Below are 18524 nucleotides of genomic sequence, written 5' to 3' on the forward strand. Positions count from 1 at the left end.
CCCTCTGAAAAATAAATCATTCCACTAACAACAGGCTATTTAGTATAAAAATTGCCGCTTATTGTTTTACATTATTACTTAAATCGGTGCCGTTACTCTATTTCAGGATCGACAAAACCCACCCCCTAGTGCTTATTCGGTATTGTTAATTTATATAATTAATAGCTAATTGGGATGTACAAGGATATGGCTGTCCTATGTTTTTTAACTACATCATTATTGATCTAACAAGTTTTGGAGCAAAAACGTATTTCACATTGGCCCAATGAATGTCCGCAAATGGCACAGAATTCCCGCCTTTAGCAGCTAAATCTCTACTACATTCAGCCCCTGATAGTGATAGAATCTGTGCATTAAAATTACCGAGAAACTTTATGTTTATCCATCACGTTAACGGCATCGACTGGCTGGTGATCACCGCTTTTGAAGAACTAAAAACTCTATTTGTCGAAGATGCTGGTGCAATCCCCATTTGCTTCTCTACTGCCAGCGAATTGAGCCTGATAGATCAAGCTAAACGCACTTATGGATATTTGCCAACACTTAGCGGCGTAATCACCGATACAGGCATATTTCAAAGTCAGAATAACGAAGAAGATTTGAGCCCACAGCTTGCTTGCGTAGTTGAAGGGCGTGGTCGAGTGTTTATCTATCACGGCGGCTTTGTGGCTTTTGTGGATGATGAGCAAACTTTTATTACTCGAATGGACTGAAAATTATTCAGTAAGTTAAAATCGGCGAACGGTATCCCTCGCAAGGAATGAAACATAAAAGAGTTAACCAAGTCGCTAACTCTCTTATAGGCAGCAACGCAATACGGGCGGTTCCCTATCGTTTCTAAAATGTATGGGAATATTTTGTGCCATATCGATTGGTTTTTAAGTTATAAATTTGCACACAGATAAATCATAAAACAGCAGTTAAAATCGAGATATTTTTATTGTCATGTTGAGAAAGTAGGACTATTGTAACCACATCGAATAACATTACGTTCTACTCTTTTAAGGTTGTAGAATCTGATTTATAGATTAATGACCGCGCGCTTAATAGCAGCACCGTCAGAGATCTTATTCGATATTAACGAAGGTCGCTCTAAGCGGCCTTTGTTACATCTGTATTATGCTAGTCTCCAAATAACACATCAGAAAAAACAGGTATGGAATACGTTTATTTACATCTCTATTCATAGTCGTTTTGGAAGCTCCATGAATAAAAATTTGGGTCCTATAAATGCCATATATATTACTTATTGCCGCGACTATTTTTTGGGGTGGCAATTATGTTGCCGGAAAATTATTAGTACACTCTATAAATCCTATCTTTCTAACTGAACTTAGGTGGTCATTAACAGCTATCTTGCTCTTTTTCTTATATCATAAAAGAATTAAATCCAACTTTTTGTTAATAAAAGAAAATATAAAAATAATAACAATTTTATCAGTGCTAGGTCAGGTGCTGTTTCCTGTTACACTCTATATTGGATTACAATATACTTCATCACTAAATGCGGCGATATATATGGCAGCAACGCCAGCTATTATTATTTTAATAAATGCATCAGTATTTAAAGAAAAAATAAATACCGAAAAAATTATCGGCATTATATTAAGTACTATTGGTGTTCTATTTATAATCACCAAAGGCGAATTTAATTTAATAAAAGCATTTCATAACATGAATCATGGTGATTTATGGGCTATAGGCTCAGCGCTTAGTTGGGCTTGTTATTGTGTACTCTTACGATTTAAATCTAAAAAATTAGATGCTCAGGCTTTTGTGACTACTTCAGCCGTTATCAGCGCTGTAATTATACTTCCGATACTTTATCTTACTCATGGCTTCCCGAGTTATGAAAACTTTAGTGATCTTAGCAAGACTCTTAATTTCAATCTCATTGCAGGTGTTACCTATTTAGTCATATTTCCATCTTGGCTTGCTTTTGTTTTTTGGAATAAAGGCACCAATGAGTTAGGATCTTCCCGATCAGGTATATTCACTCATTTAATACCTTTCTTTGGTGGAGTGTTAGCTATTATTTTCCTCAATACAGAAATCCATAATTACCAGCTAATAAGTGCTGTACTTATTTCTATTGGTGTTTTCATCTGTTCAAAAGAAAAAAAGCTCAAGATTAAAAAGACTCATTTATCTAAAATTTAAATACTTAACTTAATGATATTTACCACCATAAATAACAATACTTCGAGGCTGCCAACTGACAGCCTTTTTTCATCTCTAAATAACAATTTACATTAACAAATAGACGTCATATCAATCACAGCTGTTCTACACTGAAGGTAAAGGGAATAAAAAGGATAGGTTATGGACGCCATAGATCCGGTATTACTTACTTTGCTACCTCAGGATATTAAAAATCTCTTTTTCCCTTATGCGAGCGTACAACTATGGGCATTATTGCTCAATTTGTTATTAGGATTTGTACTGGCATCGATTATTGGTATGCACTTTCGCCATTATTCTTCTGCGTTTTGTAACCGCCAAGATTTTTCACGTTTATTTCCACTGTTAATGCTAACCGTTATTTTAATTATAACGGTTGTTAAAGCCTCGCTTGCATTAGCGTTAGGGCTAGTCGGCGCCCTGTCTATTGTGCGTTTTAGAACACCAATTAAAGAACCAGAAGAATTAATTTATCTCTTTCTAAATATTGGTATCGCTGTCGCTTTAGGTGCAGGACAAACATTAGCGGCGGTATTAGCCTGCGCAGTAACTTTAGTATTAGTCACTTGGACCAAACGTCATAATGTCGCTATCTATCAAGAACAGGGACTATTTTTATCCATTAATCATCACAGCGAGCATGAAATTACAATCTCGGTTAATGAACTAAAAAACTTACTTGCCAAGCATAGTGAACGCTTAGAATTACGGCGTTTTGATTGCGATAAACATAATTTTAGCGCCACTTTTTTTATTACTGCGATAGAAGCTGAACAATTAGACAACACCCTTGAATTATTAAAAAACCGCTTTCCAATGATTAAGATCTCATTACTTGAACAACATAATATTGCTGGAGTATAACGTTGAGACTCACTCCGAATAAACGTGGTTTAACCTCAACCGAGCGCATCACTATTGCCGCTGTTAGCCTAATGATCCTCATTCTGGTATTCCCTTCTGTTAGCTACCTTAAAAATCAATTAATCCATTCTGGCTATGTGGCATTAACCACCACCACCACAACTAAAATCCACCAGCTGACAATGGATCTATTACATGCTCCTGTTCGCTGGCTTTATGCTAATCACCAATTACCCGTTATTGTGGTTGATATTGATTATCCTAATTGGAAAAAATTAGCCGATAATCGCCAACAAGCGATTAAACAAGGTATGATCCCTGCGATAAGAGCAACTGTTCCCGCCAAGCTATCGTTTAACAACCAAACCTTTAACGCCGATATTCGGCTACAGGGTGATCTCCTTGATCATGTCAGCAGTCATCAGCGTTGGTCGTTAAAAATCGATCTCAAAAAACAACATTCCTTGCTTAACTCACAGCGCTTTGCCCTTATTAGTCCTCATGTCAGGATCCATCATGGACCAGTACTTTTTGCACAAACCCTACAACTAGCTAAATTTGCTATTATTTCTCCCCACTACACACCCGTAAAGGTGATCGTCAATGGTGATAACTGGGGAGTGATGTATCATGAGCAAGGATTTGGCCAAGATTTACTCGCAATACATAATCGCACCGAAGGCATGATCCTACGGCTCGATCTCAATCAACAACAGATCGACAATAAGGAAGTTAAACGTCAATTAACCCCACGAGTCATACAACAAAAACGCATTAGCCGTAAATTTGAGCTCAATTATCAACGCCAATTAGCATTGGCACTACTGAGTGATTTTATTAATGGTAACCGCACAGCGAGTGATGTATTTGACAGCCAACTCCTCGGTCAATATCTGGCAACGGTTGATGTTTGGGGAGCGTGGCATGCACTCTCATGGAATAACTGGCGCTGGTATTATAATCCGCATACCGCAAAATTAGAGCCCATTCAAAGTGATGTTGCTATCTCGCCGAGTCGCCATCAGATGTTAATGCGTCCACCTAGCGAACAGCTACTAATAAGCAAAAAAATGCTCGAAGATGAAGAAGTAAAACACCACTATCAACTCGCACTCAACCAATTAGCGACCTTAATAGAATCTGGGCAACTGCAACAACACCTCAATACCGTTCAACAGACACAACGGGAAATGCTTGATGGTAGTGCACCGCTAACGCCATGGTTTGATACCTCACTGTTAACCACTCAACTTACATGCTTACAGCAGCAATATCGCAGTCGTGAATGTCATGCTATTGGACGATTAGATACCGCACTCCATCTTAATATGACCACCATGCAGGCGACGCCATTATGGGAATTATCAAGCTTTTATGGCGAACAACATCAGTTAACAATTACTAACCCCACCCAAACACCGCTGTATATTCAAAATCTTGCTGGCTTTAGTGCTAAAAATCACCCCGTTGCTATAGAAGAAGCGAATGACCAACTCCCCCTTGAACTACAACCAGGAGAAAAACTGACCTTGTATCTTGCTGACGATGTTGACTCCGTTGAGGTTAGCGCAACCACTCCAGCAACCGCCTTACCCAAGGTTAGATTCATTCATGATCAAACGGCTACCCACTTTTTACCGCGGCCTTTAAAGCAGCCCAACCTTTCAGGCTACCCGTTTATTGAAATAGGTGATCACTACTGGAAAATCCCTGCGGGTCGCTGGCAGATCAATGACCGCTTACATACTCCCGCCAATTGGCACCTCATCATCGATAAAGGTACGCAGTTAGTTTTTGGTCCTCAAGCTGGAATAATGGTCTTTGGTAAATTAACAATTAACGGTACCCCTCAAGCCCCCGTGGAACTAACAGCCCAAAAGCACCATCAACCATGGGCTGGTTTAGTGGTCTTTGCTTCCACTCCGACAACCCCCATCAGCTTAAATCATGTCAATATTGCCTATACGGGTAGTCCCAAACAAGGGTTGTGGCGCCCACGAGGAGCGATTAGTTTCATTAACGCCACTGTCTATCTCAGCCATGTTGAAATACAGCATAACAAGACTGAAGATGCGTTAAATATTATTAATAGTGATATTGAAATTAATGACTTAGCACTACACCATAGTTTATCAGATGGGTTTGATTGCGATTTCTGTAAAGGGATCATTAACAACAGCCGCTTTGATCATATTGGCGCTCGCTCGGGCGGTGATGGCATTGATGTCAGTGGCTCCCAATTAGCCCTCTCCAAACTTACGTTTAGCCATATTCGTGATAAAGCCATTTCTGTCGGCGAACGGAGTCAGATCACAGCCTTTGATATTGAGTTTAATGAGGTTAATGTCGGATTAGCAGGTAAAGATGGTTCACAGATCAACGCAACTGATATTCGCGCTCGTAACGTCGCCCACTATGGCTTAATGAGTTATCGCAAAAAAAATCTGTTTGGCGGTGCCACAGTCAAGGTCAACCACTGGCTGTGTGTTGATTGCCAACACAAAATAATTGCCGCAAAAGGTAATCAGTTAATTATCGATGGTCAGCTCGTTCCCCCACAAAAACTCAACGTCAATCAGCTTTACAACACAATCATGAAACCGGATAAACCCCAATGAATTCACGCTTTGAAGTTAAAATACCGATTCCATTAAGTCGATTACAACATATCGAGAATTGGTTAACGTTACATCCATCGCTGTTTCGACGCCAGTATGATACACGTTATATCAATAGCTTATATCTCGATAGTCCATATTTGGATCGCTATCAAGAGAACCTAAGTGGTATCAGTTGCCGTAAAAAAACCCGTATTCGCTGGTATCATCAGCTTGCCACTCCTACCCATGCGGTACTTGAGCACAAATACCGCCGTGGTGGTAAAGGCTGGAAAAAGCAATATCCATTAACCCTTAATTGGCAAACTAATAACCATTGCTGGTCAGCGATACTACGTGAATACTTTACAACTTTACCTTCAGAGGCTCAAGCGACAATAGGGAATGAGCAAAGTCCGATAGTGATCATTCGCTATCAGCGCGATTATTTTATCTCTAGTGATGGCAAATTACGGATCACTTTTGATCGCCAGATGGAGTGTTATGACCAACGTTATTTTGATGTCGCTAATTTTAATCATGGCGTCAGTTTAGGTGAATATGTTTTACTCGAAATCAAAACCGATGCTGACAATGAAAGTGCGTTATCAAGCTTAGTCGGATCTTGTCCACTGCGCCCCTCACGCCATTCAAAATACGTTAATGGTATTCGCCAATTAATATGGTCATAACCGATAAATATTGGCTTTGATAATAACCTTAATCATCACCATCTTTAATCTAATTGAATATTCAACACACCACTTTTACAGCGTGATACACAAGGAGTCATATAGGTTTTTCGCTCTCGCGCTGATAAGATCGTATCTCGATGGTCAACATCACCGCTATATTGTACTTTGCAACGACCACAAGTGCCGGTTTCACAGGCAGAATCAAGCGTTAAGCCCTGCTTTCTTATCGCATCTAGCACTGATTGTTTGGCGGTAACATTAATCTCAACCTTAGCGCCAGAAAGAGTAATAATGGCACTAAAAGCGCTATCATCTACATGTTCAACTGGGCTAAAGTTTTCAAAGTGAACATTATTTAAACTCCAATGGCTGGCATTATCCCGAACCAGTTGCACGAACGCAGGACTACCACAGCTATAAACATGTGAACCGCGCTGATGGATATTTAACAGTTGTGCCAAATCAAGTCGCTGTGTGGGAGTATAAAGGTGAATATTAGCCGCATACGCCGATAACTCATTCTTAAACGGGTAATCATCGATATTATCAACACAATAATGCAACTCAAACTGTTCTTGATGAGCAATCGCTTCATGGATCATAGGTATAAACGGCGTGATCCCTATCCCTGCGGCAACAAACAGTTGGTGTTTATCACGTGCCATTTCAAAAAAATTCGCAGGCTCATAAACCGACAATACATCACCAACATTTACCTGTTGATGCATATATTGCGATCCACCTTGGCTATCTCGCGCTTGCTGCACCGCTATCTGATAGACCCCCTCGACAGCCGAATCACACAGAGAATAAGACCGCTTTAAGCCATTAGGTAATTTAAGCGTTATATGTGCGCCGGCACTAAACGAAGGTAAAGCGCCAAGATCGGTTCGACTTAAATAAAAGCGTTTAATGGTGGCAGACTCAGCCACGATTTTAACCACCCGCATTTCCAATTTAATTAGACTTTCAAGCCGAGAATTCCAGTCTTCAACGTCATTACTTTCTAAGCGATGCTGAAAAACACCTCTAACTTCTGCGCCCAATTCAGGTAATTGAGCTAATGCGGTTGTAGCCGCTAAATTATCGGTTTCGATATAGAGATAATGCTGTACGGTAGCAATCGTCCATTGAGGATAAGGACGTTCAATGACCCGTATTTCATCATTAACGTTAATGTCACCTTCTTGCAGCACATGGTAAAACCAGCCCGTTTTACTGTTATCTTGTGAATAACGTGAGATTGTTGGTTCTTTAAAACGGTGATTCAACTTAAAACAAGGCTGCCTTGGTTGCGCGACTTCTAACACGACTGAGCCGACAGCGATCTTATCTCCGATGCAGATATTATGCTCATTCATACCAGCAACAACTAAATTTTCACCATAACCACCGCAGACAAACAAAGACGCTGATTTAGGAAAGAGCTGTTGTAGCTGCGCATAATAATGACAATCAAACTGCAATACTGCTCGCTCTACACCGCCATGGAATGTTTCGGCTTGCTCATCGCCAACAAATCCTAATGCCGTTACGCTAACCTTATTCGTAGGCTTTTTTTCAATTCCCGTACGGAAAAAGTAATCTTGGTTAGTAACATAACCATAACGTAATTGTTCAACTGTTGAATAAGGGAGCATTGTGGCTTTCCTGATAAATACGATTATAGCGCTTATAAAAAAGGCCGCTAAAACCACTTAACATACGGGTTTTATACGACCTTATATATACAGCTATCAACAAACTTATTTTTGAAGTTGCTCTTTAGCCGCTTCTACCTTTGAAAAATCTAACCCTAGTTCTTCAACGGCTTCTTTAATTAATGCAGGATTTTGCATTACTTGTGCCATTAGCATTTGTAATTTATCTTGCGGTAAACCTAGTTGGCTAATGGTTGCCATTGCTGCAAGAGGATTTTGAGTCAACGTTTGAAAAATACTGTTGATCTGCTCATCGCTAATATTATTCTCTTTCAACAACGCAATAATCGGATTCATCACACTACCTTTTTGTAATCACTAAATGGAATAAGCACCAGTTTAGCATTTGAGCCTACCTTGTTGCACGATCAATAAAAAAGCCGTAAATAACAACGTTAAATACGGCTTTAAAACTGTCACTAATCAGGACTAATTACGGTTAATAATGACCAAGATATTGCCAGTTACCATTACTTGGATCTTGTTCTGATGGCCAAGGGAAGTAACCATAGCCAGTTGTCTTTAAACGATAATAATGCGTTTTACCATCATGGAAATAATAGTCATAAATCTCACCGACATTGCCCCTTTGACCATTGTCGCCCCAGTTGCCGAAATTATCTTGTTTATACCAATCAAGTACTAATTGCTCAAATACCGCTTGGTCAGTGCCCATTTCAAGTACTAATTGATTAACTGAGTTGTCATCAGCTAAGTAAATCCAATCTCGATTTGAAGCTTTATTGGTTGGGAACTCGCCACCTTGAGCAGGGATTCGTTGAATAAAGTATTCATTCATTCCCTCAGCTGTTGGGTTGATAAACACCGCACTGCTTGATGTATCCCAGGTGGTGGTAGTGCGTTGATCCCACGTCAATAACGCTGGCTGCTCAAAATAATTTTTTAGGCGTTCAACATTCGATAAATTTTGACGATTCAATTTAAGTGGATTGAAATCAAAATTGACATAAGATTCAGCCGAACCTAAATATTTCCAATCATTATTACTACGGTGATCGGTTGGAAATGCAGCTGCAGTTACCGTTTTCATTAAGAAGTAATCACGGGTGTTTAGTTCAGTATTTGAATGAACATAGACAACACCCGCACGTTTACGTTTATGGGTTACACCATTATTCAGCTCACCCTTGCCATAACGATCTGCAACCCACTGATCAAACTGATTAATGGTTTCAAAATCGAGCTGGGATAAATCACTTTGCTCAGTAAATAAAGGTTGTGATTCAATCGCTAAATCGTACCCTTGACCTTTACCGATTGTCACCGCTTTAGCCGGGTATTCCGTATTAATAGCAAAAGTACGACTATCAACAACTACTCGACCTAATTCTTCAAAATTGACCGTTGGTTGCTTCTCTGCAATCATTTGATCAAGATAGCCAACAAATGCCCACTGATGGTTAGAATTTCCTGACTCAGGGAAATACCAATAATTTGGGCTTTTTAAAGCAAACAGCTCCACACGCCCATTACGATGGTATTCAAATACATCCCCTACCTCACCCCAACGGTTATTTTCACCCCACGCATAAAAACGATCTTGGCCATAGTGTGCTAATAATTCATTACGGACAATCGTTTCTAAGCTTGTTTGAGGACATTCAACCGTCACTGCCTGCGGGTTACGCTCGCGTGCTAAGTTAAAATGGAGTTTGTTACTTAGACTACCATTTTTACGAGCACCTTCCAGACCAATAAGCTGTTGAGAATTATCACCATAGGTGACCGTCGCCCAGCACTGACCAGCAACGGGTTGTGGTAAATCATAAACATTACCTGAACTACCATATAGAGCGGGATAAATATAACTGGTATTGGTTAGCTGTGGATCATAAAAGCCCACCACAGTCATAACATCAATCCCTTGCTGAACTGGCTTTAACTTGGTTGTGGTTACAACAGCTTCAAATTGCTGAGTAACCGCATTCCAATGGCTATAACCGCTTACTGATGTCGCATCAAGATAATCTTTACTCTCTAAATAGTGTTGAATTCGCTTTGATGAATAACCAGTGAATAATGGATAACTTGACGTTGAAGAATCAAAGCCACCGCCGCCCATTGGATCGGTGCCATAGCCATAGTGGGTTTTATAAGGCGTAACCATGATATCGCCATAGCCATATTCGCCATCAACATTTGACCACCAATTAAGGTTGTCAGCCATGTAACCGCGATACGCATCATAACCCCAACCAGTGGTTGCCCCGTGAGTTGCATTCGCATAGCCACCAGGATAATGACCCATACTCAGCGCATGACCAATTTCATGAGTTACTTCATTACCTGTCGTATCTGCAAGTAATACCATGCCATTACCGCCCGACAAGCCGTGAGTATAATTACCAACCTCACCTTTATCATTTTTATAGCGACCAATAGAATGACCAATAACAATCGCGGGATAATGGTCAGCTTGCCATTGACTTGCACCTGAACTAGCAACGCCATAATTGGCATTCGAAATACCTAGCTGAATCAGTGACTTGGTAATATCTTCTCGCATATCACCACTGTGAATACCTGGTGACGCATAATCACTATATTCTGTTTTTATATCACCATTAGACATTACAACTTTATCTAATTTAATGGGTAAATAATTACTGATCGTCATCGATGCGAGTGGAAAACGTTGAAATAACTCAGAGCCATAATGCGCAGTTTTTAGTTCAAGCGCTTTTGCTGCTGGCGGCTCAGTTAACATTCCAATTCGAATCATAGGTAAATCAAGATGAGCAGGCGCTGCAAAATCAATACGATCAGCCGTTAATTCACCACTTAAACCACTATAAGTTGCAAACTCTAAGCTCAAGCCTTGCTCAACCCAATTCCACGGTAATACTGTAGTAAATGAGCGTTTTGAATAGACAACATCTTTACGATCATCTTGCTTAGCACGATCCGATTCTAAAATTTGGAGAGGATTCGTCATCTGACGAGTTTCAAGTAATACCCCATCTTTATAAATCTTTAACTCAATACTTTTTGGTTCATCGTTAAGCATTGGTGTTAAAACTAATAATGCTTCACGTTGAGAGACAATTCGTTGTTGTTGTTTTTCGTCATTACCAAAAGGCTCTGCCGTTTGATTTTGAATAAAACGTATTTGTGCAGCAAAATCACCACTGAGATGATTAACAATAGGTTGTTCATCAATAAAGCCATATGCTTCAATTAAGTCGGCGTTATAAGGCAAACAATCTTTTGTGGCGGTACTGACTAAATCCTTATCACCAACAAGATATTGCACATTACACTGCTTATCTTTATCCCATTGCTCTAAATAAGTGTAACCAAATTGGTCGTTATAAATATAAACACCATCCATCTGGTTAACTAATTTCCATGGTGCCTGAATAAAATCAAACATTGCTTCTGCTGAACGATCTGCATAATCAAAACCATCAACAAAAGGCATAAAAGAAGGTAAATTGCTGGCTGTTAATGCATATAAATAACCGTTATATTTAAGGAAACGTTGTCCATTACGAATCTCAATATTAGTAGGATCTTCAATAAGTTCTTTAGTTTCAACGATACGTTGTAATACTTTTGCTTTCATTTGCTCAAGTTGCTGCACACTTTCAGTTTGTGTACTCGAAGCAGCAAAACTTGCCGTAGAATAACCGCATAACAATGCACTCACAGCGACAGCAATACGTTTAATATTCATATATAAGCCTTAATTATGGTAACCATAAGAAATATACATATGAAAGCAATTTAATGCCACATCACATTGTTACTTTTTTATAACAATTACCCATGTAACAAATTTATTGTGAGCAATATCACACTAAAATATTCGTTATAAACAAATAATTCACTCTTCCTATATTTCACATCAATAACTGCTGAATCTTGATTAAACTAACTAGCCATTGCGAAAATTAACAATAGGCTAAAAGCTTAGCACCTAGCATTAAATCGCTTAGCATTAAATCGCTTAGCATCTCGTGCAACAGAAAAAGGAATAAAAGCGCAACGAAGGTAACCAGCAATTACATTATCTTTATAAAGTGTTTTAATTTGATATCGAATAGAAACAATATTTGCCAGCATTAACCAACTACAAATTAGAGCTAACATGCTGCCATATAAAATAAAAAGGCTAAAATCGGAGATCAAGAAAATAAGATTAATTATCAAAAGTGTTTTAGAAAGGTTAGATAATTTAGCCATTACGTGAGGTGATACTTTTTTCATAAAATAGAATTTATCATTATCGGATGGCCGCTAATAATAATCCTATTCGCAAAAGGCATAACAAGTATTTAGGAAAAACATTTTTACTAAAAAAGTATTATTTATGATGCATATCTCTTACAAGAGTCCGCTTTGTTATTACCAACAAGTAAATTTATAAAAAACACCATCACAGCAGTAACAATTATAAAAAAGCCGCTATAAAAAGCGGCTAATATAAGGTGATCGTATTATTTTTTCACGGGTTCTAGTTTAAGCTCACCATTGGCAATAGCGATACGATACAGTTGACCATTAACTTCATCACGAATAACAACCCCTGCCCCCGCTTTATTGATTTTGATGTCATCTTGCATCCAACATGCACCATCTGCGGTCATCAATCCTTGTGACGCATTCCGATTATAAGTTTGACCATACACCGCACTGATATTTAATTTACCGACTTGTTCAAAACCGCTATAGGTTATCACTATGGTTTTAATATTAGCAGCATTAATAAACCCAGTAACATTAGCCGTTTTCAATATTTGACGTGATGAATAAACTGATTTTTTATGTCGATCATGTAAATCAATATCAATCTTCCCTGCCGATAATTTATTATAGCCAAGCGTACTGCCTACCATATTAAAATGATTAATCGAGCCATCTAACGATATAACAACTTGATATTCATCACCTTTATCTACAGTAAGGCGAACTGAAGATTCAGGATTAAAGTCAAACATCGGCGCAAGATCAACCTTTGACTGTAAATGACCATTTTTAAGCAGTTTTACATGGCAACCTGGACGATCATTAATGAAAGCCAAAAAGTTATCTAGCTTAGGAATATAGCTATTAGTTAATGCTGAGCCAACAGTTGGAGGTGACGATTCAGGCATAATATTCCGTGCTAAAGAACCTTCAGCGATAAAAGTATTTAGCCCAGGATTAGTTTCATATACTAAGGGGGATAAATCACTCCCATTGAGATAACGTAAAGTCGCCCCATATAATTCAACAATATTACCTGACGCTTCAGCGTAACCAGCTGGGAATGTATTGCCACGTAAAAATCTAATCGTCTTGGTTGCCGTTTTAGGTGCATCCCAACCCATTAATTCAAATTTATTATTGCGGCCTTCGCAGCTAAGAAAACACTGGGCATTCTCTTTTGACCATTGGAAATCAAGACTTGCACAAGTATTACCCGCAACTTCACCACCAATTTTACCATTAGGGCGTAATAATGGTGATTTAACAACGAACCCTTGCTTGAACCGACGCGCGCACAAATTATGTAATTTATTACCATTAACCCAAGTGATCCAACGATTAGGATTAATATCATCAATCACGGCTTCTAATACATAAGGCTGTTCAAAACCATCAACATATACATCTGAAACAAAGTTTCGCCACACATACTCATGTGAACGCTGGGTTGATAAACCGACGGTCCAACTTCCTGCTAATAAGGCTAACCCACGACCCGTTAGTTTTGTCTTATCCGGTACTATACCGTCTGAATGATTGTGATACTCGATCCAACCATTGATAATTTTTAACTGGGTGATTTTATTTTCAACACAACCCTTGGTCCTCCATTTACCATTAATTTTTTCTTTTGATGAGGTTAACATCACCATTGTTTGATCAAAATGATCAAGCGAACGTGAACGAAGAATAAAAGGATTACCAAATAAATTAACGTTATATTTTAAAACAACACCAATAACATTACTACAAAGCTCTAAAGTGCCGTCCCATTGAACGTTAATATCTTTAAATTCAATCGTCTTATTAAAACGATAAACTTTATTTGGGATCAATAAAATAAGCCCGCCTTTACGACAAATTTCTGCGGCATAATTAATTTTATCGCCCCAATCAGATAAAGGTGCATAATGCTCAAGGTTATCGATAGAATAAAAACTTTGGCCTTCAATACAAGGTTGTAGAAAATATTTATTTTTATTAACAATGACGAAAGTCGCATTAGTATCGATTTCATCGACGACGCCATTGCAGGTTACGCGATAAATTTTATCATCAATACGTAGGCCGTTGTATCCCTCAGGAATAGTATCACCTACCACTAAGTTACGGCTAATTGGGTATATTTTAAGACCTGAAACACTTTCAATTGCTTGATGATCTTGAGCTTCTGCCCAACCTTTATCAACAACCGTATTTTGAGGTCTTAAGTCACTGACAGATCCATCTGTCATTACCTGACAAAGTTTACAATAATAATGATGAACACCATCAGTATTAACATAGTTTTTTAAATCTTTATTTGAAATAATAATATTAAATTTTGTTTCTAATCCATCAATGTCATTATTATTTTTATAAGCATCAACATATATATAAAAAGGTTTATTAGATGCATCAATAATACGATTATTTTCTAATTCAATACGATGTCCAGAAATATAAGCCACACCAGCCATGACTTTATATACCCCTTCCATAGGTAATACCATAAAACCATTTTTAATAAACCAATCTTTACCTTGCTGATCAATAATGGCTTGTAATGCTAAATTTTCAACATTATCTAATCGTTGATGAGCCATAAAACTAGGGCCGGCAGCCATAATGGCACTATTAGTAATTTCAGCAATGTTACTATAATTTAAAATAAAAGATCGGATTAACGTATTGCCTTTAACGCCTGGGCCATCGACGGTTTTAGTTGTTAACTTAGGATAAGTAATCGCAATAATGGTGTCATATTCACTACAATATAAGCAACTCCAATTAAATTTAAATGGCCCAACATCACTGTCTAATGTTGTCGAAAGCGCTATTGCATCTTCAGATAAGCGAATTTGTTGTTGAATTTTAGCATTATGAACAATTTCATTAGGTTGTAATAGTTCATTTTCTGTTGGCGCTTTACCACGATTAAGTTTATAAGCAAAAATCATTGAGTCAATTAGCAATATTTTTTTTTGAGCTTGCATTTTAGCAATTAATGCTCGACCTTTAGCTGTAATAATCACTTCTGGCTGATTTGAGTGTTTCATCAAGTCAAGTGCATTAACTTTATCAATAGCACCAGGAATAAACATACCCGCTGTAGCACCACCCGCTATCATTGTTGTACTTCTTAAAAAAGAACGGCGAGAAATACCTTTGTTATCATCGTTACTGATTGAATCTATTTTACTCATTCACTTACCTATTATTATGTATAAATAGCCCCTGAATTCATATTATATATATATAAATCAAGCTCTATACCATCACTAAAATGTATAACTAAAAGTAATTAAACACCGCTATAAGTATTTATGGGTTATTTATTACGATGAAGTATTTTTAATATATCGAATGTGATTATCAAATACTACTGCATGGCTTTAATATTAACAATAATTGACAAATGTCAATTATCATCGTCAATTAAATATTATTGATATAATAAGACAAACTTAAAGTAGGAAATAAAAAGAGGCGTATTATAAATACGCCTCCTGATAATATTTATTTTAATTTAATATTGATTGATATTTAATTCCATATCTAATACTGATGAATAATCACTATCACCATAATTCGGATATAAAAGTAATGTTAATGCACTTGCACGGCGACCAATACGGGCTCTCAGTGGCGAACTTTCACTGCCATTACTAAAACGATCTTTGCTATTGAGCAAAATTTCAAAACTGCTATCACTCTTGGTTGCATCCCACTGTGTTTGAGTCCACTTTTTAGTTGATGGGTGGAAATAACCAAGGGTACAAGTTTCTTTTTCAATATTAACATTACTAATTTCAATACGAACATAGAAATCAAAACAGCCAGCTTTCGTTGTCATGGTACCGTTATAGTCATGAGTTTTATTCTCTAAACAACCATTACTTGGACGCGTTGCATTCATGACTATGATACCTGGTGTGGAGCCCGCAACCTCAGCGTACGATATGCGGAACTTACCTGTTGTCATATCAGCACCAAACACATTTTGTTGAATACGCCCTAATAAGGCATTTTTAGCGCTTGAACTGTAATTCCCCCCCATATCTAATCGTATAACTTTAGGTACTTTATTTCCTGCAACAAAGACATCATGCCGTGGCTTAACATCATTTTGGGTTGAATCAACAATATGAACACGATTATTCAAAGTAATCTGATTAACAATACAGTCTTCAGGTTTAAAATCAGTTCCCGCACTACAGGATAGCTGTAATTCTTTAAGACAATTTGCTGTAATGTCATTGTTACTAATATCAATGATATAACCACCATTACGATGTTGACGCGTATCCCGAATATTAATATAAGCTAACTTACCTGCGGTATTATTTGGCGTATAAACACGGTTGCCCTTAAATATAGCCCGACGATTAACCATCTGGTTATCAGTTAAGTATTTACTGTTATCCCACCAATTCACCGTCAGGAACGTAAATGCTCCAGAAGTTTGACCATTGCTGTTATAACCGTTATCTGGTGATTCAAAATCACAGCCGGTTATTTCATAACTTCCCACAATCTGAGTTGATATATCAGCAGTACGCGATAATTTAGGTAGCCAACACTTCACATTACGAATAATGATAGATTCAGCAGGCTCACTTCCATAACTAACACTGTCGTCCCACGGTGCACCCGGTTCTGGTGAGTATGAAAGAAACGTACCTTGAGTATTATCAGCCGTGACCTCGAATTTGTTTTCTATATAACTAAAGAAATTTTCTTCAAAACGATGCTCTATATTATAAATCAAAGCATTACGTACTTTTTTCAAGAATATACAAGTATTTGTACTACCATCAGGTTTAAAGTTATACATGTTCACTGTTTCACAATCATGCATTTCAACACGAATACCTGCAAGATACACAGGCGATAGTGCTCGAGCACCGTTATTATCAGGATGTGGACGAACTTTAACACCACGGATACGCACATTACTGAAAATTAAGCGATTACCTTCCCACAATATCGATGTGATATATGCACCAGTGTTATTATCTTCACCCGCCCAAAAATCAGTACTATTCTCCCAATCCAGACCTTCAACAATCATATTACGCATTGCTTTTTGTACATCTAGATACCATGGATGAGTATTAGTAATACCACCAGAGTAAAGACCTCGACTACAATTTCGCATCACGACATTTCGAAATACAATACGCTCATAAGGGAATTGATTTGCTCCAAAAAATGCCAGGTGTCGCGAATTAGTTAGCGTTAAGTTATCAAAAATAACCTCACCAAAACCAGCATAAGCACCTTTAAAGGTATACTTTGATGAATTGGGATTACCTTGTGTTGGGTGTTGTTCTTTACCGATAAACTTATAACGGAAACTACCATCATAATTACAATCACGTGAAATAATGCCACGGTAACCACCCCAGCCATCACCTGCAATAAAATTAAGTTTACCCGTTGTCACATGATGACAATTAGTTTCACAATAATAAGGCATTTCCGCTACATTAGGCATACTCATGGCATTTAAACAATCGTCACCATCGATATTGATTGGCGAACCTGTCCAATGAATTTTCTTACCTAAACAACCATGAATCTCTAGACCATAACGAATAACTATTTCACTAGCGGTAGTATCAAAATAGACATTATCAGTAAACGCTAGCCTTACTACTTGTTTAGCTGTTAAATTTTTAAGTAATAATGCATTCGCTGCTGCTTTATTAGGATCATTATAAATAAGACCAATCGTACTTGCTTCAAGCCACAATGGTTTATTTAGATCATCACTAAGGCTTGGCGTTAATGTAGCTTCCGTCCAATGACCATTTTCACGTACATATTGTTTATTATCATGCGGAGCATCACTAATAGCTTCAGTCCATGTTCCATCAGCACGCATATTATAAACCAAGCCTGGTTGGCCATTCGTTAATGCAATTGCAGCCCCAACTTGCTCTACTGTTGGAATATTATTTTCATGAAAAAATTTCACAAAATCACGACTAGGAAGTGTTTTCTTGCTACCACTTCTAAAGCCAATATCCTCATTATCATAACCACTTAAGATTTGAATTGCAGTATCTGATCCTGGTGATACTAGCGATAACATATTTCCGTAAGTTGCCCATGATGGAATATTTGGTTGCGTCGAACCACCAAGTCGCATTGTAGTACTATCAACTGGGAAACTATTAATATCAATATCTCTATCAACAATAGCAGTAATATATTTTTCAGTATTTAATATGGTATTTTTTACATTTTCATTAATTTCATTTTTCATTTTTTATTTCTCTAAATTTATA

General features: G+C 37.8%; 11 protein-coding genes. 5 read left to right on the forward strand and 6 right to left on the reverse strand.

Annotated elements, in window-relative coordinates; translation table 11 throughout:
* Window positions 1-374 precede the first annotated feature (374 nt).
* The 5 genes from PPBDW_RS18375 to PPBDW_RS18395 all read left to right on the forward strand — a co-directional run bounded on the left by PPBDW_RS18375 (window position 375) and on the right by PPBDW_RS18395 (window position 6334).
* A complete protein-coding gene (locus tag PPBDW_RS18375) occupies window positions 375-713 on the forward strand; it encodes a hypothetical protein (RefSeq protein ID WP_036792925.1) in 339 nt (112 codons plus the stop codon).
* Window positions 714-1230: 517 nt separating this feature from the next.
* Complete coding sequence (locus PPBDW_RS18380) at window positions 1231-2160, forward strand: DMT family transporter (RefSeq protein WP_054262173.1); 930 nt, start codon at window positions 1231-1233, stop codon at window positions 2158-2160.
* Between the two features lie 162 nt (window positions 2161-2322).
* Window positions 2323-3045, forward strand: coding sequence for a DUF4956 domain-containing protein (locus PPBDW_RS18385; RefSeq protein WP_036791283.1), 723 nt, complete (start codon window positions 2323-2325; stop codon window positions 3043-3045).
* Window positions 3046-3047: 2 nt separating this feature from the next.
* Complete coding sequence (locus PPBDW_RS18390; protein ID WP_054262174.1) at window positions 3048-5663, forward strand: CotH kinase family protein; 2616 nt, start codon at window positions 3048-3050, stop codon at window positions 5661-5663.
* The gene (locus tag PPBDW_RS18395; protein WP_036791285.1) at window positions 5660-6334 is read left to right on the forward strand and encodes a polyphosphate polymerase domain-containing protein; all 675 of its coding nucleotides are present in this window, start codon (window positions 5660-5662) and stop codon (window positions 6332-6334) included. Before PPBDW_RS18390 ends, PPBDW_RS18395 begins: the two co-directional genes overlap by 4 nt.
* Window positions 6335-6378: 44 nt before the next feature.
* On the opposite strand, the gene PPBDW_RS18400 is transcribed toward PPBDW_RS18395, so the two are convergent.
* The 6 genes from PPBDW_RS18400 to PPBDW_RS18425 form a co-directional block, all read right to left on the reverse strand.
* Entirely contained in the window at window positions 6379-7977 is a 1599-nt protein-coding gene (locus PPBDW_RS18400; protein ID WP_036791288.1) for an MOSC domain-containing protein, read from the reverse strand.
* 105 nt (window positions 7978-8082) lie between these two features.
* Complete coding sequence (locus PPBDW_RS18405; protein WP_036791291.1) at window positions 8083-8334, reverse strand: DUF2999 family protein; 252 nt, start codon at window positions 8332-8334, stop codon at window positions 8083-8085.
* 142 nt (window positions 8335-8476) lie between these two features.
* The gene (locus PPBDW_RS18410; RefSeq protein WP_036791294.1) at window positions 8477-11734 is read right to left on the reverse strand and encodes a M66 family metalloprotease; all 3258 of its coding nucleotides are present in this window, start codon (window positions 11732-11734) and stop codon (window positions 8477-8479) included.
* A 236-nt stretch (window positions 11735-11970) separates the two neighbouring features.
* A complete protein-coding gene (locus PPBDW_RS18415; protein ID WP_036791297.1) occupies window positions 11971-12267 on the reverse strand; it encodes a hypothetical protein in 297 nt (98 codons plus the stop codon).
* Window positions 12268-12497: 230 nt separating this feature from the next.
* Window positions 12498-15434 (reverse strand): phage tail-collar fiber domain-containing protein, encoded by a 2937-nt coding sequence (locus tag PPBDW_RS18420; protein WP_036791300.1) that lies wholly within the window; start codon window positions 15432-15434, stop codon window positions 12498-12500.
* A 323-nt stretch (window positions 15435-15757) separates the two neighbouring features.
* A complete protein-coding gene (locus tag PPBDW_RS18425) occupies window positions 15758-18502 on the reverse strand; it encodes a hypothetical protein (protein WP_036791306.1) in 2745 nt (914 codons plus the stop codon).
* Window positions 18503-18524: the final 22 nt, after the last annotated feature.

This window comes from Photobacterium kishitanii (assembly GCF_000613045.3).
Lineage (GTDB): Bacteria > Pseudomonadota > Gammaproteobacteria > Enterobacterales > Vibrionaceae > Photobacterium > Photobacterium kishitanii.